Here is a 22,630-nt window from a genome sequence, read left to right on the forward strand (position 1 = left end):
CCATCCCTGACCAAACCTCTCTCTTCCTGCTTAACTTGTTGACCATATTGATTCCGCTGAAACTTACTTCTTCAGCAGAAACCGACTTGATATTTCGCTAGACAAAAACTTTCCAACATCGCTACTGATACGGTGCAAATGCCGACACAAGTGAACCAACAGGAAAACCAGCCACCTGAGCCGTCTCCGCAGCGGTCGTATTTAACCGATAGCCGACACCGTGCACGTTCTCAATCAGATTCCGGTAGCCCACAGCTTCCAACTTTTGACGCAGACGTTTTACGTAAGCACGCACGGTATCACATGAGGTGTCCATAGAATCTTTCCAAACGTTGTTCAGGAGTACTGTTGGAGACAACACGTTATTCGGATGCAGAGCGATATATTCGAGCAAGGCAAACTCAGTTGCGGTCAAACTCAACATATGTCCAGAAATAGAGGCGGTATGCATAGTCGGATCGATAGTGAGCGGACCTTCCACAATGCGACTATATGAAGTCATGCTGCGACGCCTCAGAGCGTTGACTCTGACAGCCAGTTCTCGCAGAGCCAATGGTTTGCTCAAGCAATCATCCGCACCAGCGGCGAAAGCCGCAACTTTATCCTCGATATCGTCGCTGCCCATTAGCACGAGCAGCGGGCTTCTGCCTCCACGGGATCGAAACCACTTGATCATTTCGAGACCGGTTGGTGCTGCAAGATGCCAATCAAGCACGACGACGTCAAAGAGATGTTTGGCCAGCAATTTCTGGCATGCCGCACCAGTAGAGGCTGTTTCCACAGTCAGATGCTGGCTCTCAAGCCAACTACATATCTGGATCAACAAGCTCTCGTCTTGATCGACAACTAGAACTTTAGGCATTGATTATGATTCCTCGGGTAACCGAACAACCTGATGTTATTTCGCGAGCGAGGAATAAAGCCGTAATAGGTTGTGTAATGTTTGGGTATTGAGATCCGGCTGTTTACTCAAGAAATTCACAACAAAATCCAGATTTGTTAACGGTGACAAAGTTATAAACAATGCAGTTGAAAACAAGGAATCAGCGAGGCACAAACGAGGAGCAATCGCCTTTTCAACAATTCACTTCAATAGACAATTTTGCAAAGGGGTCGTCCGGTCATTCAGTGAGTGAGCGGGCGATTGCATCTTTAATTGCGTATACGGCAGTTCTGCAAAAACCGAACGCAAAAACACGAGAGCAGCGGTCATAACTCGCTGCTCTCGTATTGCTTCTACCAAAACTAACGCCTAGCGGATGAGGCGAGCACCATTTTTCACAACTCCGAAGACGGACTCTTTCGCAGTATAAGAAACTACAGCCGAATGATTGCAGAGCGGCTTACTTGAGAATTCACTGTTCTGATAACTCATGACACCGGAATTCATTTTGCCGTCTCCGTTTATCTTTCCGCAATTTACATGCGCAGAGGGGAAGCAAAACGGAATCTTTCGTGTACATTTTGGGTAGGATTAGTTGGATGATATTTCAGGACGCAATTAGGAGTTCCACATGCCAAGGGTACTGGTAGCCGACGATGATGATCAGTTGCGCGGAGTAGTTACCGATTGGCTCGAAAGCCAAAATTTCGAAGTGGAAGCGGTCAACAACGGTTCGGCGTGCAAAGAAGTATTGGAAGGCAAGACCTTTGATGTCATGGTTCTCGATTGGCAAATGCCGGGTATGTCCGGCGTTGAGGTCTGCCGTTGGTATCGCGAGAAGGGAGGCACCACGCCAGTGCTGATGCTGACAGCAAAGGACGAAATCAAAGACAAAGAAGCCGGCTTTGGTGCGGGAGTCGATGACTATCTGACAAAACCATTCATACTGCGAGAACTTTCGGCACGTCTGTCAGCCCTGCTGCGAAGAGGACAAGTAGCGCCTTCTCTCGTGGTCGAATTCGGACCTCTGAAAGTCGATCCAGACAAACATCTTGTCACCGTCAATGGTGCACCGATAAAAGTGTCGCCGACAGAATTCTCTATTCTCGATTTTCTGATACGACACCCAGGGCAGGTCTTCAACACCACAGCTTTACTGGATAGAGTCTGGAAAAGCACGGCTGACGTTTCACCTGATACGGTGCGTGTCTATATTCGCCGATTGAGAGACAAATTCAAAGAAGTCGGCTATCCCGAACTGCTTCAGAATATTCATGGCGTCGGTTATAAGTTGCAGATACCAGAGTGAACGGATCTTTTACTCAGGCGCCAGCCGGTAAGCAAATCTCTATTGTTCGACCTCGATTAGAAGTAGTGAGCTGCAAGTCTCCACCGTGTTGCTGAGCAGTCTGTCGCGCCAGGTTGATCGCCATTTGTTCTCGCGCCAGCTCCCGATGTTTGTTCGAGTAACCACTTTTGGAAATTCCATAAGGCGCGCCAACTGCAAGGACTATTTGATCTCTTACGGTTTTGCACTCAACCGACACTGAAGATTTCGCAGGCAACCGCTCAACTATGCTGCGAATCAGCGCCGTCAAAGCCTGACTGAGACGACTGCTGTCGCCCAACAGCTCTTGCTTGCAGTTCTGTATCTCAAGAATGACACCTCGATTGTCGGCAGGCTGCAAATTATCGTTCTTGATCTGCTCGAACACGGTTTCGACATTGATCTTCTGCTTGGTCACCAGTATTTTGCCTGATTCCATTTTTTCAAGATCGAGCAAATTTGTAATCAAAACAATCAGCTCACTTGTCTCGAGGCGAGCACTGGCAAGAAGCTTGTGCCCCTCGTCAGTCAACTCACCAAATACGCCCGCTTCCATAACCTCAATCAACGCGATGATCGATGTTAGCGGCGTCCGCAGCTCATGACTGGTTATACCGATCATTTCGGCACGTAGAGCTTCTAATTCAATCAACTTCTTTCCAGCTACGTACAGTTGCTGCTCAACAAACGCCAGCTCATCATCTCCTGGCTCCGGCTCAGGAAGCTCGCGACGTTCCGAAAAATGCAACGCCCTGTCGGACAATCTGGTTGCGCGGCTGGTAAGACTTTTCGCAATTAATAAACCTAGAGCAGCGGCTACGAGCGAAGCAACGATAGCAGACACAAACAACAGCGTTGAAAACGCATGCCGTATTTCCTCCGAAGCAAGAGCGTTGCTGGCAATCAAATCCTTCTGATACAAAAGCATATCGTGCATCGGGCGGCGTACATCAATCAAGAGACTTTCCTTCTTATCAGTGCCTCGTTCACCGATAAAAGTTGTCAGATCCGCATCCTGCGGCGCATCGATCAGATGTTCGTGAAAAGCAAGATGAGCGCTAATCATATCCAGCAGTTTTTGGGTCAAACCATCAGTGATCGGTTCACCAGCCGTTAGCTTTTCTAATTCAGCCATGTTCTTGCGCAGGCTTTCGTCTTCGGCCCTGGCTGCGTCAAGGTCGGCTTGACGCCTGTCGGCGTTATACAGTAAGGCATACATTCCGCCTTTGGCAACACTAGCCATGAGCATGTCGCACAACGCAGTGACGCGCGGAATTTTTTGCATCTCTGCTATCTTCTCAGAGTTTTGATGCAAGAAATTGAACAAAGCAAATACTGTAACGAGTTGCACAATCATCGGCAACGCCACCACCAGCAATGCCTTCTTCCAAATTGTAGGTCTCCACCCCCGTTCCTCAACGCTCAGCTTCTTATCGACGCGCTGCGCGTGTTTTTCAGGTGCCTTTTTCGGCAGCGAAAACCAAAATGTAGACCCCTCACCAATTTTGGAGGAGAAACCAATCTCACCTCCTTGAGATTCAATTATTTCCTTGCTTATCTGCAAACCAAGCCCGGAGCTAGCCGGTCGCTCAGCGCCCGGGTTCTCGGCCTGCTCGAAGCGTCCGAAAATTCTGGCATGAAACTTTTCCGGAATCCCTGGCCCCTGGTCGCGAACAGATACACGAGCCTGGCTTTCGGAGGAACTGATATCAACTTCGATTGTGGAATTGACTGGAGAATATTTGATTGCATTAGAAAGCAAATTGATTAAAACTTGAGTCGTTTTGTCGGCATCGGCGAAGACAGTGACATCATCAGCGCGACGGGTGGATATGGATATCGACTTTAACCGCGTTAGAGGTTCGACAATCTTCAAACATTTATTGACAGTTTCGTTCAAGTCGAGCATATGAACGTCCAGGCGCCGCCCGGCTGCGTCCAGGTTCACCAATTCGAAAACAAGCGAGCCAAGACGCTTAACTTCAGCGAGCGAATCGCTCAGCCGCCTTGAGCCCTTTTCGCTCAAACTTGCGAAACCTACTTGAGGCAAAGCCTGCAGCGCGGCTTCTACTTCGGCTAGAGGTTTGTTCAACTCCTCTGCGATGATGGCAGTCGTTTGCGCCTGAAATTCTTCTGCATCTCTGATTTTATTCGCCGTCGACACCACCGCCGCATTCAACTTGCTGATTTCATCCCCGCCCTTCATAGAGACAAGTTCGCTCTTGCCATCAGCGAGAGCATTGATGTTTGCAAGAACAGTCTTCAGACGGCGCGAAACAGAGAAACTAAACATCAACCCACTTACCAGGCTGGCAAGCAACATGGCGAAAAGTCCGAAGTAGAGCATGGAATAGATAAATTGCATACGCGACTGTACGGCTTCATCTTCCTGCTGCTTTTTCTGCTTATCTTCAACAAAATATTGTTCGATAAACGGCACCTTGGTCATTTTGATGTTATGTTCAATCATCATGCGACCGCCGGCCACACCCTGGCCCATCAGCTCGCCGACAGTTTGTCTCCGACCCGTATGCCCAAACTGGCTGATCACAATGCGGTCTCGTTGCGAACTCATATTCCAGAGTTTCTGCAAGCCCTGAGCGCGCTCCTGTTTGTCAATCCAGAGCTTCGAAAGATCGTTGCAGATAACACGCGTGTCGGCACAAGCTTCTTCGAACTTGCGTGCGCAACTTTCCTCAACGGTTGCCAGATACATCGTCATAAGAAGCAGCAGCTGGCGTTCATTAATGAACAATCGGTCACGAGCCATGACAGTCTCGATATCATGTTCTGCGAGAATCTGCTCGTCGGCGAGTTTCTTCAAGTTGTCCGACAAAAATAGGAGAAACGTCACTTGAATAGCAAGCGGAATCGCCACAACCAGCAATATTTTCTGCGTCAGAGATAACTTCATGCGTAAATCATATAAGCCTGGCAGCTTTGCTGCATAGACTACCTCAGACAAGTCGAATCGCTTCCCTGCATACTTACCCAAAAACTTCACACCAAATTCCGGAGTAATTATTTGCCTTACTCGAATATGAATGTGTTCCCAGGCCGAGGTCGGTGCCGATGTGTGCACATGAGAATTTCGATGTTGGCACTTCTAGTTCTGCCATCAATTCATTTGCGCTGTTGACCAGAACGCCGATTCACAAACACATTCCGGCTCCTGGTGGGCAAACAACCTTGCCGGATGGCTCCAGAGTAGTAGCAAATGAAAAGGGTGAACTTATCTATGTAAGTTACTCAGAAGGCAGTACCATGATGCGCTTCCAAGATTATGTCGTTTGCTCAAACGTTCTTTCGGACCACTGGTTCAGAAACCGGAAAATGGAGTGGATGCGCCTGGATTGAACTTTTCGTTCAATGCTCAGACGCATTCATTCCTCAGCGTAAACTTTTTTCGAATCAAGAAAGAAGAGAATAGCGACGCGAATTCAAGTCGGTTTGATTGCCTGCCAAATCAAATCAAAATCACGCCGCCTGTCTCATCCTGCTACTTTTTGGTCCCCGCTTGAGAGTCAGGCGGTATCGACATTTCCTGTCCGGAAGCATCTGTATAACTGAACGAACCATCTGGTTGAACAACTGGATTATTGAATGGTGCCGGCGAGCCGTCTGCTGCGACCCATGCACCGTCCTTCATCGAATATGTCTGACCACCGTCCTGAATTCCAGACAACTGAATCGACGTAAGATTGTGCTGCTCGTCGTAGGTGAAGCTCAAGCTGGAATCATTAGCATATTTGACGCTGGCTACATAACCGTCCTTAACTTCTACGTTCGAGGCGAGATTGTCTCCGGCTGCAGGGTTAGGCTGTGCTTTGGCATCAGTTGAGGAGGTCTGCGAACTATCCGTTGAAGCACTGGTCGAGGAAGTCGAAGCATCGGTCGAAGTAGCCGCAGCCGTCGACGCATCAGTTGTGGTCAACAAGTCCTTTGGAATTATGTAATCGCCGGGTTGATAGTTGCCGACATTGTCACCAGTGGCGTCAGCAGCAAGACCATTCTTGCCCTGATTGGCTTTTACGATCTCGTCCAACACTTGCTGGGTATCTTTACCGCTCGCCTTAGCGATTTGATCGGCATAGTTCCACAACCACTTACCGTCGCCGCCTTCCAGGTTGAATGTAGTGTTACCTTGATCGTCGGTCTTGGTTTCGAAAGGCAATTTCACATCAGCAGGCTGATTGTTTCCGTCAGTGGAGTTACTTCCATCGCTGGAGCTGGTAGCAGAAGCGGACGAATCTGCACCGACTACAGGACCATCAGCGGTATCTTTGTGATTAACATTGTCTGGAGTGGAAACGACCTTCGATCCGTCGGGCATAGTCAGCGTAACGTTGCCGGAGGAATCGATAGAAGCGTCGCTGAACGGTGCGGCAGTCGTTGTGGGCTTACCATCCGCACCAACTGTCACCCATTTACCGGAGCCATCCTTAGCGAAAGCCATAGGATTACCCTTCTCGTCGACGGCGGTCAGACCTGTCAACTTGCTGGCGTCGTTCGCATCATAGGTGAATTTAGAAACAGAGCCGTCTGGCGCTTTAATCTGCGTCACCTGACTGTCGCTATTGACGGTGATTTCACTGGTCTGAACCTGGCCGGGAATTGGATTTCCTTCTTTGTCTAATTTAGGGAATCCTTGCTGGTAAGTAAAATCGGCGCTTGGCGGAACGAAATTGCCGTGATCATCTGCCTCGACCCATTTTCCATCCTTGTTTTGGAACGCATAACGTCCATCACTGGTAACGACCGGATTTCTGTTGCCTGTGCTGTCATCAATGGTGCCGTCAGCCTTGACCGCTCCCCAAACACCTTTGTCGTTGGCTTTGTAGACAACAGGATCGCCACCGCCAGGAGGTGTTTCGGTGATGCGATTGATATTTCCATTGGCGTCGTATTCGAACTGATCGACGCGTCCGTTATCGTAGCTGACACTTAGAGGCTTGCCATCAGCACCTTTGACCACGGTTGGTGCAGGAACGGGATCGCCGTCGCGAGCTTCGCGATAGGCTTTGGCCAGATCCGCATATGAGGATTTGCCGTCTTTGATATTTCCTTCCAGGTCAGGAATTCCGAAGTCGGCCGACAACTCACCGACGCTGAATCCGTCGCTGATTTTGTCGTTGCCGTCGCTCTTCTTGAGCTGCCCGTCATACTTACCGTCACGAATATCGCGCACCACCTGGTAATTCTTATCGTTCTTATCGTGCGAATTCAGCCAGGCATCCAGGTCATCTTGCGAAACCTTTCCGTCTGCTTTGCCGCCGTCTTTGGCAGTGTCTAGTTGTTGGATAAGAGGCGTGTCTCCGTCGAACAACTGGCTAATTTTGCTGGTTGTTTTATCGCCATCTTTTGCGACCAGGCCGCGATTAGTAATAGCGCGAGTTTCTTGATCGAAGTATGCCTGCGTGCTCTTCGGTCCAAGATATGCGTCATGTCCCGGGTTGCCGCCTGTGGCAGCAGTAGCTGCGTCAAAGGTGCCGCCGTTGATATGCACTCCGGCGACATCGCCGCCATTCTCCAGCTGCGCGCCGTAAGCTTGAACCAATGTGCCGTCGAAGTTGCCTTTCATCAAGCCGACTGTGGTGCCAATTGCGTCGTGACTGATACCGTTATCGGGCAGATTATTGCCGCCTCCATCACCTTGTTTGGAGCTGAGTTTGTGCAAAATGTCTTTATTTGCACTGGCCCACTCCAGCGAGAGGTCGGGCAAGGTGCCGTTAGCAACAAGGTCCTTAACGAGGGCATTCTGGTAATTCTGAAAGTCAGCCTGCGTATAACCGTTTTTGCCAATCTGGTTATAGTGATCCTGAACTTCGGAGTTCAAAGCCTTGTAAGCGTCTCCAGCGCCTTTGCCGCCCTGGTCTGCCGCCTTCACCTTGTCAGCGGTGGCTTGCGCGTCCTTCGTAGTATTGATGTCCACCATGATTGGCGTCCTCCAGAATCTAGTAATTTTGGGCATAAGTCCGCGCGGTGCTCACAGAGTGCCACACGACTTAAGGGGATATAGAGGGGCAGTTCGGGCTTTGGGCAAGGGCAGTTCGGACTGTTGGTAAATCTTGTCGAGAACTTGCGTTCTTGCAAGGTTTGTATCGGCTGCAATCTGCTGATGATTAATATATAGCGGAAGGATGTGGCCGAAATGTGGCCGTCAAGAGCAAATCTGCAAGGAATGTAATCTTCTTGTGCTCCAAAATCTTTCCTGACTGTGGTTGGATGAGTTGTTGCTTGCTCAAAGCGACAACTAACCTCAGCAGCAGCAGCTTATCGGTCACCTCAAAACAACACGCTTGAAAGGTATCCTTATGCCAACTTCAACTCAGACGGCTCCAGAATGTACTCCAGCTATGCGCGTGTCACAACTGGCACATGGCTTCATCGTTTCTTCGGCGCTGAGCGCCGCGATACGTCTCAATCTCGCAGAAACAATCGGCGATGAAAGCATATCCATAGATGCATTAGCCTCAAAAACCGGCACCGATCCAGATGCGTTAAACCGCCTCCTGCGACTGCTTGCCAGCCTGGAGATATTTGTTCAAACGGGCGACAAAACCTACGCGAATAATGAAGCCAGCAACAGCCTTCGCGGCGACAGAGCCGAATCGCAACGTGGATTCGTTGAGTTCATAACCGATCCCTTCCACTTTACCTACTACGCAGACATCGTCCCGACAATAAGAACTGGGCGCCCGGCACCCGAAATAGCGACAGGAAAGAATATATTTGAATTGCTGGCAGGCGACCCTGTAGAACAGACGCGCTTCGACAACGCCATGACCGACCTCTCAAAAGCAGGGGTGCATGCTGTTCTTGAGGCATATGATTTCATCAATATCAACCACCTTGTCGATGTCGCCGGTGGACACGGCAAACTGTTAACGGCAATCCTGACGCAGTATCCTCAGCTTAAGGGAACGCTGTTCGACCAACCTCATGTAGCGGCCGGAGCAGCAGTACATATAAAAGATGTGGGATTAGAGAGCCGCTGTGGCACCGCGGGTGGTGACTTCTTCAAAGAAGTGCCGCAAGCCGACGCATACATCATGAAACACATTATTCACGACTGGGATGATGAAAGAGCCTCCCTGATCCTCAAGAACTGTCGCGCCGGTCTGGCAAGAAAGGGCGGCGGTAAGTTGCTGCTCGTCGAGATGATACTGCCAGAAACTGCACAACCGCACCCCAGCGTGTTTCTGGATGTCGAAATGCTAGTCTTGCCGGGCGGACGCGAACGCACCGAGCAGGAATATCGAGATCTTCTGGAGCGCACTGGTTTTCGTTTAACCAGGGTGATTCCGACTAAGTCGCCCTGGTGTATATTGGAAGCGGTTCCGGTTGAGCATGCAGCTCCGATTTAGCGTGCAGCTCCGGTTTGGCGTGTAGTTACGCCTGGCGTTTAGCCGCCTAGCATGATATTCAGCGCCTATTGCTCAAAGTAGCGCTGCTTTTCCACTTCCTCGGTGGCGATGTTCAGCAACTTGCAACCAGGTTTCGCACGACGGAAGCGCTTGATACCAGATGCGGTGACATTCCAACAATCCTGAACGCTCATCTCTCGAAGATTCTTCAGGGCAGCCAGTCGCCGCAGCTGATCATCACTGATGGCACTGCGATTAAGAGAGATGCGAGTCAGCTTCTTATGCCGCAGCAATGCATCTATCAATTCGTCGGTTATTGCTGCAGCGTTAGCGCTAATATTTGTCAGCTCAGGATTGTCTAGCTCGCTCAGGTCCACGCGACTGCCGTCGAGCAACAGAGTGCGCAACTTCGTAAATTTGGAAAGATAGCCGCAGGGCTTAGATATATCGGTCATTTTTAAGTCCAGCCCCTCAAGCTGTTTCAGTGGAGCAAGACGCCTGACTCCCTCATCCGTAATGCCTGTGTCCTGCAAACATAGAAAACTCAAATTCGGGAAATACTCAGCGATTCGCGAGCAGCCAGTGTCCTTAATCGCGGTTCCTTTCAAATTCAAACCGATTAACGGCAGATGCCTGCCATACGCCAAACCTCGTTCCGTCACGTTTTCACAACCGCCGAGATTCAAATTCACAATAGAATTTGCTCCATGCAAGGCAACCAGGTCATCATCTGTGATAGAACGATCTTGCACAATCAGCTCTCGGCGCTGTCGATCCTGTCTGATCTGGTGCTGAATGCTGGTACCAAAAGCTTTCGCAACATCTATGCCGCCTAGCAGTTGTTCAGACATCACGTCATTCGTGTGCGACAATTCCACAGATGGCGGGGTTTGAGAAGTCACAAAGAAGCAAATCGCCGCTGCTCCCGAAAGAAACACGAACAGGGCAGAGAAGCCTACAGCCAGCCCGGTCCAAAACGGAAGTGTCGACGATATATTTGCTACAGTCGGATTTGGTTGAGTGATCCGCAGCCCAGTATCGGCTTTACTAACTAAATTGCTGAAAGTATCGACGACACTTTCGGCTTCGGACCGGGAAGCGACCAGATTTTCATAAACTTCGTTCATCGACTCGTAACGCTCGTCCGGAAATTTGGCGAGCATCTTATCGAGCACGGACTGAATTTGAGGCGAAAAAACACGACCATCGAAAGTGCACTCTTCCAAAGAAGGAGCATCGGACTGCACATGCTGCATGAGAATACTGAGCTGGCCACTACCCACAAATGGTGGATTGCCTGTAAGACACTCGAACAAGACACAACCGAGTGAATACTGATCGCTGCGGCGGTCGACGGCTTTGCCGAGTGCTTGCTCCGGGCTCATGTAGGCAGGTGTACCAAACAAGTCACCGGTAGTTGTTGCTCCAGGCGTGTTATCGTCGACCATTTTGGCAATACCGAAATCAAGTATCTTCGCCTGCACACTCGCAGAATCGAAGTGCTCAATGATGATATTGCTAGGCTTCAGGTCACGATGAATAATTCCATTATCGTGTGCATATTGCAGACCTCTGCAAAGCTGCTCGGCTAATCGGAACACCTGATCAACGGCAAGAGGTCCATTGGAAGCGATTAACTCAGCCAGAGTAATTCCGTCGACGTTCTCCATCACTATGTAAGGCGTCGACAAATCAAAATTGAAGGAGTGCAATCGAACGATATTAGGATGGTCCATTTTGGCGATGGCTCGAGCTTCCCGCCGAAACCTATTGAGCGATTTGGGGTTTGCTGTTTGAGCTGCGAATAAAAGTTTCACCGCCACAATACGTTCGACAAACATGTCGAAACAGCGATAGACGCTGCTCATTCCACCGGAGCCAAGTTTAGTCAGCACCTCGAACTGTCCGGCAATGACCTCGCCTGGAGCTAAAGAGGTCGCGTCATCCTGCATAGCGTCATCCGCCACGGGTGAGAGATTGATGTGGGGCTCAATGTTGAACACGGTAGTGATTCCTGTGCTTGTCTCTCATATACAGCTCCAGTGTTACCAATTCCGAACCAATGGCACTCGCTGCCGCGATTTAATGTGGTAGCGACGGTGCCTAACATAATTTTGTCGTGCCGAAATCACAATCCAGAAAGTCTTTTAGGATGGGCAAAGTGATTGAACAAGCGTCCGAATTCGTCAAGGAATCGGACACCGCGTAATAGCCTAAAATATCTTTTTAAGCCACTAAAGAGCCCCAAAAGACCGAGGTCAACCCAGTTATGAGTAATCACCCATTTGAGCGATAATCTTTCATTCTTTACTGGCTGGGCAAGAAGAGGAAACTGAGCTATAAAGGTTATAGCGGTAAAGTGGAATCATTTAAGGGGGACAGTCAATGGCGACTGGCTACGGATCATCGACTGTGGCGTTGGAAAAAATGCTCAAGATGCAGGAGTCGATGTATGGTCCAACAAGCGTTCAAGCCGCAGCTGCGGCACACAAACTAGCCAGTTCATTGGTGGAGCAAGGCGCCTTCGACAGAGCAGAACCCCTACTCCGTCGTGCTCTACATATTTACTCGAACGAAAAATCGCCAGACCCAGCCAAGGCAGCAGCGGTGCAGGCGGTTTTAGACCAGACCATGGCTGGATTGAACAAAGAAGATGGAGACTCGCTCGAAAAACTCACGGTAAGCAGCGACCACATTCCGACCTTCTTGCCCAGTGATCAGGCGCTACGACAACCACAAGCAGAGTCCAAAACACACCTCACGCCTGTGGAAATACTGGCGAATGAAATTATAGAACTACGCAAGAGTGGCAAACCAAGCCAGGCGATGGCTGAAGCTTTAGTAAAACTGGCAGGACTTTATAACGAACAGTCGAAACTAGACAAGATGGAACCACTTCTGAAGGAAGCACTTCAAATACGTGAGTCTCTCGACGGCAGCTCCCATCTAAGTGTCTCGACCGACCTGAAAAATCTGGGCAGGCTTCTCTATTTTATGGCGCGGTACGACGAAGCGGAGGGGTACTTAAAGCGAGCGCTAAACATCAGACAGAAGGAGTTGGGCGAATTTCACCCGTATGTAGCCGATGTGGCTGAATGGTACGCACGCGTTTTGAGAAAGTCGAGCCGTCCCGAGGAAGCCATGGCAATGGAGGCGCTGGTCCGTGACAGTCGCTCCAAATTTGGCAGCGAGTGGGAGCATTATAAAGCCGCAGCCGTTAAAGCGAGTGAACGGGAAAACTACTTCCTAGCGCAAGCCCTGTGGTTGGCTGCACTGGATGAAGCAAAAGATTATCGCTCTGACGACCCGCGCTTGAGCTTGACGCTTGAAAGTCTCGCGGAAGTGTACTGGAAACAACTCAAATACGACAAAGCAGAGCCGCTGTGCAAAAGACTCTTGCAAATTTGGGAGAGCGTCTTGGGACCAGACCATGCAGATGTCGCAGTCGCTGCGAATAATCTTGCCATGCTGTGTGAACGGCAGGGCAAGCATGTTGAATCTGCACTTCTTTACCAGCAAGTTCTCGGCATCAATGAGAAATTGCTTGGACCCAACCACCCTGATGTAGAAAACATCCGCCAGAGCTGGTCGAAAGCCAGACAACTGGCTCAGAAACAAGTGGAGCTCAAGGTGGCTAGAGCTGAGGCGAGCGCCCACCACAATGATGGCGCAGACGGCTCTGGCGGCCAGAGAACTTAGGAATCAACGGGCTCTTAAACTTGAATTTTTTCCGATATCGGAAAAAATACCAACACGCGAATATTATCAGACCGGTCTATTAAAAATAAACAGCAAAAAAATGTGCGCTGGCAGGCTGCGCAGGCGATCGTCTGGCTAAGATTTCTCGCCATGATAGAAATTGAGAACACGTCCGCCAATCCAGGATGTGGCAGCTAATGCGATTTTGAGCCTGGTATCGAGCGGAGCGGCGGCAATCACAGAAACTCCAAACTCCTCCGCCGCTGTTGGTCTGAAAAGATCTTTGCCGGCTATATTCTCACCGAACACACCTTGCAGAGCCGTATTCAAACCGACATCCGCGAGGGCAGCACCGATACCGATAGCTGCTCCCTTCCCGATGCTTTTAAACGCGCCTCCAGTGGAGTCGAGATGCTCAACGGCGTGAAGCGCTGGAGAGGCAGACTCGGATGGCGGTGATGACGGCGATGATGACCCTGCGTCCAGATGGACTCACTGCTCGGCTAATCCTTTCCGAACCCCTTATAACTCTGCTTCGAATCTTGCTTCGTGTAGCGCACAGTGTGCTGAATCGCCTTATGACCAAAGTACCCCTGAATGGCTAATGTATCTGCTCCTTTTGCAGCCAGTTGAAAGCCCTTCGTATGCCGCAGCATATGCGGATGGACGGTGACCTCTAGCCCAGCTTCCTCACCGGCGCGAGCAATGATGGTGTGCACCTGCCGCGACGAAATTTTGCCACCACGTTGTGAATTGAAGACGAATTCGGAATCAGGATGCTCCTCACGTAGTTTTTTCAACGCCTTGATCTCATCCGGCTCCAGAAAGTGAACGGAGGCATCACCGTTTTTCATGCGATGAACCTGGAGTTTTCCGCGTTTGAGGTCGACTTCATCCCAGCGCAAGTCGCAAGCCTCGCTGACTCGCAGGGCGTGAGCGTAAATCATCGAAACCAGCCAATAGTCTCGAAATCCGTTCCGAGGTGCCTTGACCGCAGCTGCCTTGAGTAGCTTAATCTCGCGCGGTGTCAGATACTCTCGGGCCCGCGCCTCGATATTGCGTGGCTTCGTCGGCGGAAGTGGTCTGCTGCTTTTTTGTTTTCTCTTTGGCAAAGCAAGATAGCCGAAAAGGTGACTGTATAAGTTTAGCTGGAGCTCCGCTATCTCGCAACGGACCGACGATATGGTATGCCGCATGGCCGGGGTGATGATTTGCGTAACAGTCCAAAGAGCTCGTAATTCCGACGGTGAAGCCAGTATTTTTTGCGCAGACTAGTCGTAAGATAGTCTCTTCCTGAAATTAAAGATTTAAATGCATACTAAAAGCGACACAACAGAATCAAGCGCACGTCTAACTTCAGAAGCCAAGACAAGCCTGCCATGGGTATTAGCGCTAGCACTCCTTGGGTATCTTTATATCTTCCTCTTAATCATTGGACTCATTTTGCTCGCGGCGCTGATCGCGTACTTCACTTTCAAATACAGTCATCTCTGGTTCGCGAAACTTGCCATTCTTTTGGTTATAAGCGCTGGTTTGATGTTAAAAGCACTTTTTGTTAGATTTCCGGAGCCAGAAGGACTATTGATAGACCAGACCTTTGCGCCACGCTTGTCAGAAATCATTGAAGAATTGCGTAGTAAAACAGGATGTCCCAAAATTCATCAAGTTCAGCTCACCGGGGAATTCAATTGTGGAATAGTTCAAGTCCCAAAATTAGGCATTTTAGGATTTCACAAAAACATTCTGAGATTAGGTCTACCAATTTTAGATTCAGTCACGGTGGATGAGTTCAAGTCTGTTCTCGCTCATGAGATGGGACATCTTTCAAAAAAACATGGTGTAATCGCGTGCTGGATCTACCAGGTGCAAAAATCATGGGACCAACTTTTTGAGGTCCTACAGGCATCTGAAGAATCGGTTGGAAGGCTTCCACTGCAATTGTTCGCTAGATGGTACGATCCTCTCTTCGCAAAATACTCTCTTGCCTTATGCAGAGAACACGAATTAGCAGCCGATCAACTTGCTGCCACCGCAGCCGGTGCAGCCGTCAGTTGCGATGCACTCATACGCGTTCATGTAGTTCTAGAACAACTGCAGGACAAAATGTCTGAAAGATTGACATTTGCTCAACAAGAATTACCCGAGCCGTTCCCTAACTTCTTTCATATTCTGCGTGCTGAGGTTTCTTCAAAACCAAAGGAAGCGGAAGTCCAGTCAACACTAGAGCGAAATTGGCGAATTGATGATGATAGCTCACATCCATCTCTGGGAACCCGACTAAAAGCACTGCAACCATCCAAAGATTGGTCCGACTTATCCGCAATAGCTAAACAATTCGTCAGTCAAAAACATATAGAAGAGACACCTGCCGAGTTGTTTTTTGCTGAGCAAACTTCGGCAGTCAGGCAACAGCTTTCAGACGAATGGTATGAAAAGAAATTAGAAAGTTGGCAAGCCGAACATGCACGACTGCAAGCGCTGAAAGCGGAATTTGCGCCGCTGCAGGAAGCAGCTGAACGAAACGAACTCAACTTTGCAGAAGCAGGCAGGTTGGCTGATTTGCTCTCTGAGCTGCTTACGCGCGACCAGGCAATTCTGCGGCTGCGAAGACTAATTCAGACGTTTCCAGACAACGCTGCCATTCTTTTCAATCTGGGTGTGCAGCTTGTATTTGATGAAAACGAAGAGGGTATCGTATATCTCGAAAAGGCAATCGAACTAGACGAACCTTACGCACTTGTTGGATTCCTCGCCATTTACTCTTTCCTCCGCAAAAAGGGAGACGAAAAGCAAGCCAAGATTTACGAAGACCGTATTAAAGCGCATGCGGAGAACCAGCTAGATAAGCAAGAAGAAACCCCAAATTCAGGCGAAAGTAATGAATTTACGAGAAAGTCCAATTTATTTGCACAATGGCAGATAGTCGCGCTGGGTGTAGTAGTAATTTGTACATTTGTGACCTATGAAAGCTCAGTTCATCATCCTACTGTCATTCCGCTCCCCGAACCCCACAACCATCCAGCCTATGTGCGTGAAGTCTGGACACGCCTGAAGCAACACTGGAAGCCAATCAATCAATCCCAAATAGCTCGTTCTACTCGCGTCGTCATGGAGGTTAGAAGAGATGGAACCATATCGAAAACCAGAGTTGAGAGGAGTTCGGGGAACCAAGCCGCCGACGAATCAGCACTGAAGTCAATCGCTGAATCTGCGCCCTTCCCCGTAATCAACGGACGGGCCGAAGACGAAGTTGAGGTACTGCATCACACCTTCGACTCGCCCAGTATTCACTACACGGACATCAATGACTTTATGGCAGACTTTCAACTTAAATTGAAAGAAAACTGGTTTCCACCACACGGCGATCGAACGCTGCGGTCGGTGCTTCGATTTACTCTGTTACCGAACGGACAAGTCAAAAATGTTCATGTCACCAAAAGCTCAGGAGACAAATTGATGGACGACGCTTCCGTGAATGCGGTCGAGCAATCGACTCCGTTTTCAATTCCGCCAACGGAAAACAAACCAGCAGAGATAGAGTTTACTTTTGACTACCATGTAAATCCCTCCCAGGATGATGATCGAGCGAGTACGGAAAAGTAGGCTTAATTGGGAAATTTACGAACTGCGGTGTCACTAGAATGTCACGGAGTCCGAACAATAATTGGGCAAATAAACGTGAGGAACCGCCCTATGTCCCACATCGAACAGAAAGCCGAGCGTATAGCGTCCGATCTCAGCTACGGACAGGTTGGAAACGCAGCTAGAGAATTGCGTTGCGAGCTCGACCGCAATCCCCGAGAAGCGCTAGCTCTTATTCAAATGGCAAATCAAATGCGCGACCCCCGCAGCCCTGACCACATTGTGGTGCAAAACGGCAACGTGTTCGTTCGCGACGAGTATCATCACACACAAACTTATGCCGGTCATCTCGACTTCAACCGGAACTACGGACGGCAAGATGACTGCGATCCTCGCTATAACCGGGGAGGATACGATCGCTACAACCAGGGTGGATACGACAATCGTAATGACCCCCGATACAATCAGGGACGCAACGACAACTGCGACCCACGCTATGGTCGCCCCGACGTAAACAATGGACCCTATTACGGCAACCCGTATCCAAATGGTGGCGATTGCCCACCAGTTTATCGCCAGCCGGAAGTCTATCCGCGTCAGCAGATCTACATTCCCGACTGCTACGGCAACGGCGAACGCAACGGAATCAACGCTGGAACCGCTGCACTACTTGTGCTCGGAGGCGTAGTGCTAGGCAGATCGCTAGGACATGGCGGCGGACATTATTCTGTCCGCGATCATCGTCGATAGCCGCTTCAGCATCCAGGCTGGTGAATTATTGGCGCTTAACGCACCCTCCGGGGTGCGTTTTTTGTTGCGTTCCATGGCACCCGAGACGGGCACGTTCCATGGCACCCGAGACGGGCGCGTTCCATGGCACCCGAGACGGGCGCGTTCCATGGCACCCGAGACGGCGCGTTCCATGGCACCCGGGACGGGCGCGCTCCATGGTCCGCGTTTTTCTAGTCGAGTTTTTGGAGAGTGGCTTTTTCTCTGTCTTTGAAAGCAATCGCCACCTGAAGTTTCTCCAGATGTTGCGCCACAGTTTTCTGACCTTGTTTGACTGGATGTTCCTTCAAGAACTCCGTCACTTTGGGCAGATAGTCACTCTCCACCAATCCTGTGATGCCCTCGAACATTCGCGTAATCGAAACTTCCGGGAAGGTGTCCTTAATTTTCGGATAGTTCTGATTGATGAACTCCCACGACACTTTGCGACCGAAGGGATTGAGCATCACCTGACGCACCAGATATGGTGCATTCTGTGTTCTCACTTCGCCATTCAAGGTCTTCTCAAGCGTCTGTTTAAGAAGCTTCTCGTTACGGAAAGCAGAAAGCGCATACATAAACCTGTCTTCTTCTTGCGGAGTCGACGCAGTCTTGAACTCATGCACGAACCTGCTGTATCTGTCTTCAGCGCCTGTGTGAGCCATGATCGTCACAAGAGCGGGAGCGATATCTGTCGAAACAGAAGAGCGATCTTTCAGATAGCGCTCAAATAGCTCGCCTGCCTGCTCCTGCACTTTCTCATCTTCGCCGAGCGTGCCCAAAGCACCGATGATCATGCCGCGCAGTTGCTTCGTCAGCTCGTCTTCGTGAGCCTTATTTTCCCAACCAAAGCGTTTGTAAGCTTTGTCGAAAAGAGTGCGTGTCAGCTTCTGCAGCGGCTCGAATGTTTTTGCATTCTTGCCATCGGCAGTCAGACGATCGAGATATTGAAGTGAGCCTAGAATGACCGTCCAGACATTCTTGTCTCGCTCTTCGATAAACAATCTGATCATATCGAGATACTGCTGCAGCGGCATCAATCCCGCCAGAACCGCAGCCCAACTGTCATTGACCAGGTTAAAGCGCTCAATCGGTGCGAACTGATTGATATTCGTCATGATCGTCTTGAGCAAATCAGCGCCATAACGAACTCTGTAGAAGCCGTGTCCACCGTCGTTTACGACTACCCATTCCAATTTGGCGGGAAGGTCTACGGTTGTCGATTTCCCAGTGAGGATCACTTTCTTCTCGAAGTGCCCTTCAGCAGTTCGAGCCTTGAGCATTATGGGCACATGGAAAAGCGTGTCTTTTCCTGGTGCATTCTCGCCGAAATACATAAATCGCTGCTGCGTCAAACTCAGTGACTTGCCGTCGTTTATTGATTCAACGGTGATCATCGGATGCCCTTCCTGATAAATCCAGGAGTCCATCATCTGGCGAACCGGCTCTTTGGTTGACTCTTCGATCGCATCCCACAAGTCGGTCGTTTCTGTATTGGCATATTTATGCTTGCTCAAGTACAAGCTGATGCCTCTGCGGAACGGCTCTGCACCCAGGTATTGCTCCAACATGCGGAGCACTGATGCACCCTTCTCGTAAGTGAGTACATCGAACATACCTTGCGCTTCTTCCGGACGCTTGACTGGGAACTCGATCGTACGAGTTGCCCGCAAACCGTCTGTAGCGAAGGCTGATGCGCGCGAGACGCCGAAAGATTCCCAACGTTTCCAGTTTGGCTTCCAGGAATCAACCGCCAGCATTTCCATAAATGTAGCGAATGCTTCATTCAGCCAGATGCCGTTCCACCAGCTCATCGTGGCAAGATCACCAAACCACATATGAGCTATTTCATGAGCGACAACATCGGCGACGCGCTCCAACTCTGCATGTGAAGCCGTCTTCTCGTCAACCAGCAAAGCCGTGTCTCTGAAAGTGACAGCGCCAAGATTTTCCATTGCACCAAAAGCAAAATCTGGAATGGCAATCAACTCGAGCTTGTCGCCTGGATATTTGAGTCCATAATACGAATTGAAGAAGGTGAGCGCATGCACTGCAATTCCTTCAGCGAACTTAGCCAGGTGCAATTGACCTGGACGCGTCCATATGCGGACGGGCGTTCCATCAGCATCTACGATTTCAGTCGCTTCAAACTCACCGACGATAAAGGCGACAAGATAGGTCGACATTTTCATCGTGTCGTTGAATCGCACTACTTTCTTACCACTCGGCAAGAGCTTCTCAGCGCGGATTTTCGCGTTCGAAATAGCGGTCAAATGGCGATCGACAATTAGCGTGACGCGGTAGACGGCCTTGAAGTCAGGCTCGTCAAAACAAGGGAACGCGCGCCTGGCATCGGTCGCTTCGAACTGAGTTGTGGCGATAACTTTCGTTTGCCCTTCAGGGTCTTTATAGGTACTGCGGTAAAAGCCGTGCAGTTTGTCGTTCAAAATTCCTTTGAATTTGATGCTCAGCTTCCAAGATCCCGACTCCAGCTGCTCTGGGAAGCTTAGAATGGCGCGCTCATTCTCTGCATCCAGCCGAATTTGCGCTACCACCTTTTTTTGCTGATTGTTAGTTACGAAAGCATCGAAAAGCTCTAGCTCAAGCGCATTCAATATGATTTCACGCACCGGTTCAGCTATGGTGACGTGGATTAATTCCTCACCGTCGAATCTGAAATTGACCAGATCCGGCTCGATTTTAATCTCATACTTCTCAGGAACCACATTACGTGGCAGCCTGTACGAAACGGTTTCCGGATCCATCACAGCGGTTGTGTCCTTTGACATCAATGCTTCCGACCCTCACTTTGTCAGCAGGTAGCAAATAAATGAGCAAGAGGTTAGCATATTAGGCAATCGTTTTGATCTAAGTCAGTGTGGCTCGATTCCCCGCAATCAGCCAAAGCTGCAAGGGTTCTCATGGCGGCAATCCCTTAAGAAAAAAGGAACAGGCAATGGTAGAAGTTCAATTCGCGAAGACTCAAACAATTCAGCAGCTCGGCTCTCAACTACGTGTTGACAGCATCCGCGCCACAACGCAAGCGGGCTCTGGACACCCGACTTCGTCGATGTCGGCCGCCGACTTGATGGCAGTGCTGATGGTCAAGTACCTGAAATACGACTTTGACAAACCAGAGAACCCGAACAATGACAGGCTGATCTTCTCCAAAGGTCATGCCGCACCGTTGCTGTACGCGATGTATAAAGCCGCCGGCGCCGTCAGTGATGAAGAACTGATGACATTGCGTAAGTTCGGCAGCAGACTGGAAGGTCATCCGGTTCCGAAAATCATTCCCTGGGTCGACGTCGCTACTGGTTCGCTCGGCCAGGGTCTAGCCATGGGCGTCGGCATGTCGCTGAACGGCAAATATTTGGATAAACTCGATTATCGCGTCTGGGTTCTGCTCGGCGACAGCGAAATGGCTGAAGGTTCAGTTTGGGAAGCGATGATGTCAGCTTCCTACTACAAGCTCGACAACATCACAGCCATCCTCGACATGAACCGTCTCGGTCAGCGCGGCGAGACCGAACTCGGCTGGGATTCACGCACTTACGCAGAAAGAGCACGTGCATTCGGCTGGAACGTCATCGAAATCAACGGTCATGATTACGACCAGATCGACCAGGCTCTAGGACAATCTGTGACCTGCAAAGGTCAGCCGACTTTCATCGTTGCCAAGACGGAGAAGGGTCATGGGTTCCCCGAAATCGCCAACAAAGATGGTTGGCACGGCAAGCCACTCAGCGCCGAACAAGCCGTGCAGGCAATTGAAGGACTCGGCGGCATCCAGAACTCGGTAATTAAAGTTCAGAAGCCGGAAGAAGTGAAGACAAAACTGCCTGCCACTACCCGCAGTGGCGAGTATCTGCCGCCCAAGTATGATAAGCCGATCGCCACTCGTGAAGCTTACGGCGACGCGCTCAAAGCACTTGGCGGCTGCCAGGAAAACGTCGTAGCGCTGGACGCGGAAGTCGGCAACTCGACCTATTCCGAAAAATTCGGCAAAGCTTATATGGATCGCTTCTTCGAGATGTTCATCGCAGAACAACTGATGGTTGGAGCAGCAATCGGACTTTCAACACGCGCAAAGATTCCATTTGCCTCGACATTCGCCGCGTTCTTGAGCCGCGCCTACGATTTCATTCGTATGGCTGCCATCAGCCGCGCCAGAATCTGCCTGGCTGGTTCGCATGCCGGTGTTTCAATCGGTCAAGACGGACCATCACAAATGGCGCTGGAAGACCTTTCAATGATGCGTTCAATTTTCGACAGCATCGTTCTCTATCCTTCAGACGGCACTTCCACTGCCGCTCTGATCGAGCATATGGCTGATTACAATGGCATTTCTTACATGCGCACAACGCGTGAAAAGACACCGATTTTGTACAAGTCAGACGAAAAATTCGAAATTGGCGGCAGCAAAGTTTTGAAGAGTTCGAAAGACGACAAAGCCACGTTGATAGGCGCTGGAATCACGCTGCATGAATGCCTGAAAGCATACGAAACACTGCAGAAAGAAGGCATCAATGTGCGAGTGATTGACCTTTATTCAGTCAAGCCGGTAGATGCAAAAACAATCAAAGCTGCCGCTAAAGAAACTGGAACGCTCGTGGTCGTAGAAGACCACTGGCCGGAAGGTGGACTTGGCGATGCAGTGCTCGATGTCTTTGCCGGCAAAGGCACCTGGACGAACGATGGTAGCGCCAATGGTGGCAGCGGTGCGCCGCGCGTCATCAAGGTGGCTGTCAAAGCGCTGCCGGGATCAGGCACTCCGGAAGAGTTGATGGATGCCGCCGGCATTTCAGCCAAGCACATTGTCGAGGCGGTTAAGTCGGTTAAGTAAGCGGGGCACCCGTCCCGGGCGCGTTCCATAGCACCCGGGACGGGCTGCTCCATAGCACCGGGACGGGCACGCTCCATGGCACCCGGGACAGTCCGCGCTCCATTGCAACGCTTAGATTACAAAGCCCATCCAATCCGGATGGGCTTTTTCTTTACGGT

General features: G+C 50.2%; 14 protein-coding genes. 7 read left to right on the forward strand and 7 right to left on the reverse strand.

What is annotated here, in order from left to right; all coding sequences use genetic code 11:
• Positions 1-121: 121 nt before the first annotated feature.
• Positions 122-862 carry a response regulator transcription factor gene (locus tag EKK48_23565; protein ID RTL37665.1) on the reverse strand — a complete coding sequence of 247 codons (741 nt, stop codon included), beginning with the start codon at positions 860-862 and terminating at the stop codon, positions 122-124.
• Positions 863-1,514: 652 nt separating this feature from the next.
• Between EKK48_23565 and EKK48_23570 the strand changes: the two genes are divergently transcribed.
• The gene (locus EKK48_23570) at positions 1,515-2,192 is read left to right on the forward strand and encodes a response regulator transcription factor (protein RTL37666.1); all 678 of its coding nucleotides are present in this window, start codon (positions 1,515-1,517) and stop codon (positions 2,190-2,192) included.
• Positions 2,193-2,205: 13 nt separating this feature from the next.
• Here the strand turns inward: EKK48_23570 and EKK48_23575 are convergent, their stop codons facing one another.
• The gene (locus EKK48_23575; protein RTL37667.1) at positions 2,206-5,214 is read right to left on the reverse strand and encodes a hypothetical protein; all 3,009 of its coding nucleotides are present in this window, start codon (positions 5,212-5,214) and stop codon (positions 2,206-2,208) included.
• Positions 5,215-5,282: 68 nt separating this feature from the next.
• On the opposite strand from EKK48_23575, the gene EKK48_23580 reads away from it, so the two are divergent.
• Positions 5,283-5,567: a hypothetical protein gene (locus EKK48_23580; GenBank protein ID RTL37668.1), complete on the forward strand. Its 285-nt coding sequence runs from the start codon at positions 5,283-5,285 to the stop codon at positions 5,565-5,567.
• 142 nt (positions 5,568-5,709) lie between these two features.
• Here EKK48_23580 and EKK48_23585 read toward each other — a convergent pair whose 3' ends face one another.
• Positions 5,710-8,145 carry a hypothetical protein gene (locus EKK48_23585; protein ID RTL37669.1) on the reverse strand — a complete coding sequence of 812 codons (2,436 nt, stop codon included), beginning with the start codon at positions 8,143-8,145 and terminating at the stop codon, positions 5,710-5,712.
• 379 nt (positions 8,146-8,524) lie between these two features.
• Here EKK48_23585 and EKK48_23590 point away from each other — a divergent pair, with 379 nt between their 5' ends.
• Positions 8,525-9,577, forward strand: a complete 1,053-nt coding sequence (locus EKK48_23590; GenBank protein ID RTL37670.1) for a hypothetical protein — start codon at positions 8,525-8,527, stop codon at positions 9,575-9,577.
• A gap of 65 nt (positions 9,578-9,642) precedes the next feature.
• On the opposite strand, the gene EKK48_23595 is transcribed toward EKK48_23590, so the two are convergent.
• Positions 9,643-11,580, reverse strand: a complete 1,938-nt coding sequence (locus tag EKK48_23595; protein RTL37671.1) for a serine/threonine protein kinase — start codon at positions 11,578-11,580, stop codon at positions 9,643-9,645.
• 382 nt (positions 11,581-11,962) lie between these two features.
• Here EKK48_23595 and EKK48_23600 point away from each other — a divergent pair, with 382 nt between their 5' ends.
• The gene (locus EKK48_23600) at positions 11,963-13,276 is read left to right on the forward strand and encodes a tetratricopeptide repeat protein (GenBank protein RTL37672.1); all 1,314 of its coding nucleotides are present in this window, start codon (positions 11,963-11,965) and stop codon (positions 13,274-13,276) included.
• 135 nt (positions 13,277-13,411) lie between these two features.
• Here EKK48_23600 and EKK48_23605 read toward each other — a convergent pair whose 3' ends face one another.
• Together EKK48_23605 and EKK48_23610 are read right to left on the reverse strand one after the other, a co-directional pair.
• Entirely contained in the window at positions 13,412-13,606 is a 195-nt protein-coding gene (locus EKK48_23605; protein ID RTL37673.1) for a hypothetical protein, read from the reverse strand.
• Positions 13,607-13,779: 173 nt separating this feature from the next.
• On the reverse strand, positions 13,780-14,472 hold the full coding sequence (locus tag EKK48_23610) for an integrase (protein ID RTL37674.1): 693 nt from the start codon (positions 14,470-14,472) through the stop codon (positions 13,780-13,782).
• Between the two features lie 115 nt (positions 14,473-14,587).
• Between EKK48_23610 and EKK48_23615 the strand changes: the two genes are divergently transcribed.
• Both EKK48_23615 and EKK48_23620 read left to right on the forward strand, forming a co-directional pair.
• Entirely contained in the window at positions 14,588-16,879 is a 2,292-nt protein-coding gene (locus EKK48_23615) for a TonB family protein (GenBank protein RTL37675.1), read from the forward strand.
• Positions 16,880-16,969: 90 nt separating this feature from the next.
• Positions 16,970-17,608, forward strand: coding sequence for a hypothetical protein (locus tag EKK48_23620; GenBank protein RTL37676.1), 639 nt, complete (start codon positions 16,970-16,972; stop codon positions 17,606-17,608).
• Between the two features lie 212 nt (positions 17,609-17,820).
• Here EKK48_23620 and EKK48_23625 read toward each other — a convergent pair whose 3' ends face one another.
• Positions 17,821-20,415, reverse strand: coding sequence for a M1 family peptidase (locus EKK48_23625; protein ID RTL37677.1), 2,595 nt, complete (start codon positions 20,413-20,415; stop codon positions 17,821-17,823).
• A gap of 167 nt (positions 20,416-20,582) precedes the next feature.
• On the opposite strand from EKK48_23625, the gene EKK48_23630 reads away from it, so the two are divergent.
• The gene (locus EKK48_23630) at positions 20,583-22,472 is read left to right on the forward strand and encodes a transketolase (GenBank protein RTL37678.1); all 1,890 of its coding nucleotides are present in this window, start codon (positions 20,583-20,585) and stop codon (positions 22,470-22,472) included.
• Positions 22,473-22,630 lie beyond the last annotated feature (158 nt).

It is taken from the genome of Candidatus Melainabacteria bacterium (genome assembly GCA_003963305.1).
Classification (GTDB): domain Bacteria; phylum Cyanobacteriota; class Vampirovibrionia; order Obscuribacterales; family Obscuribacteraceae; genus PALSA-1081.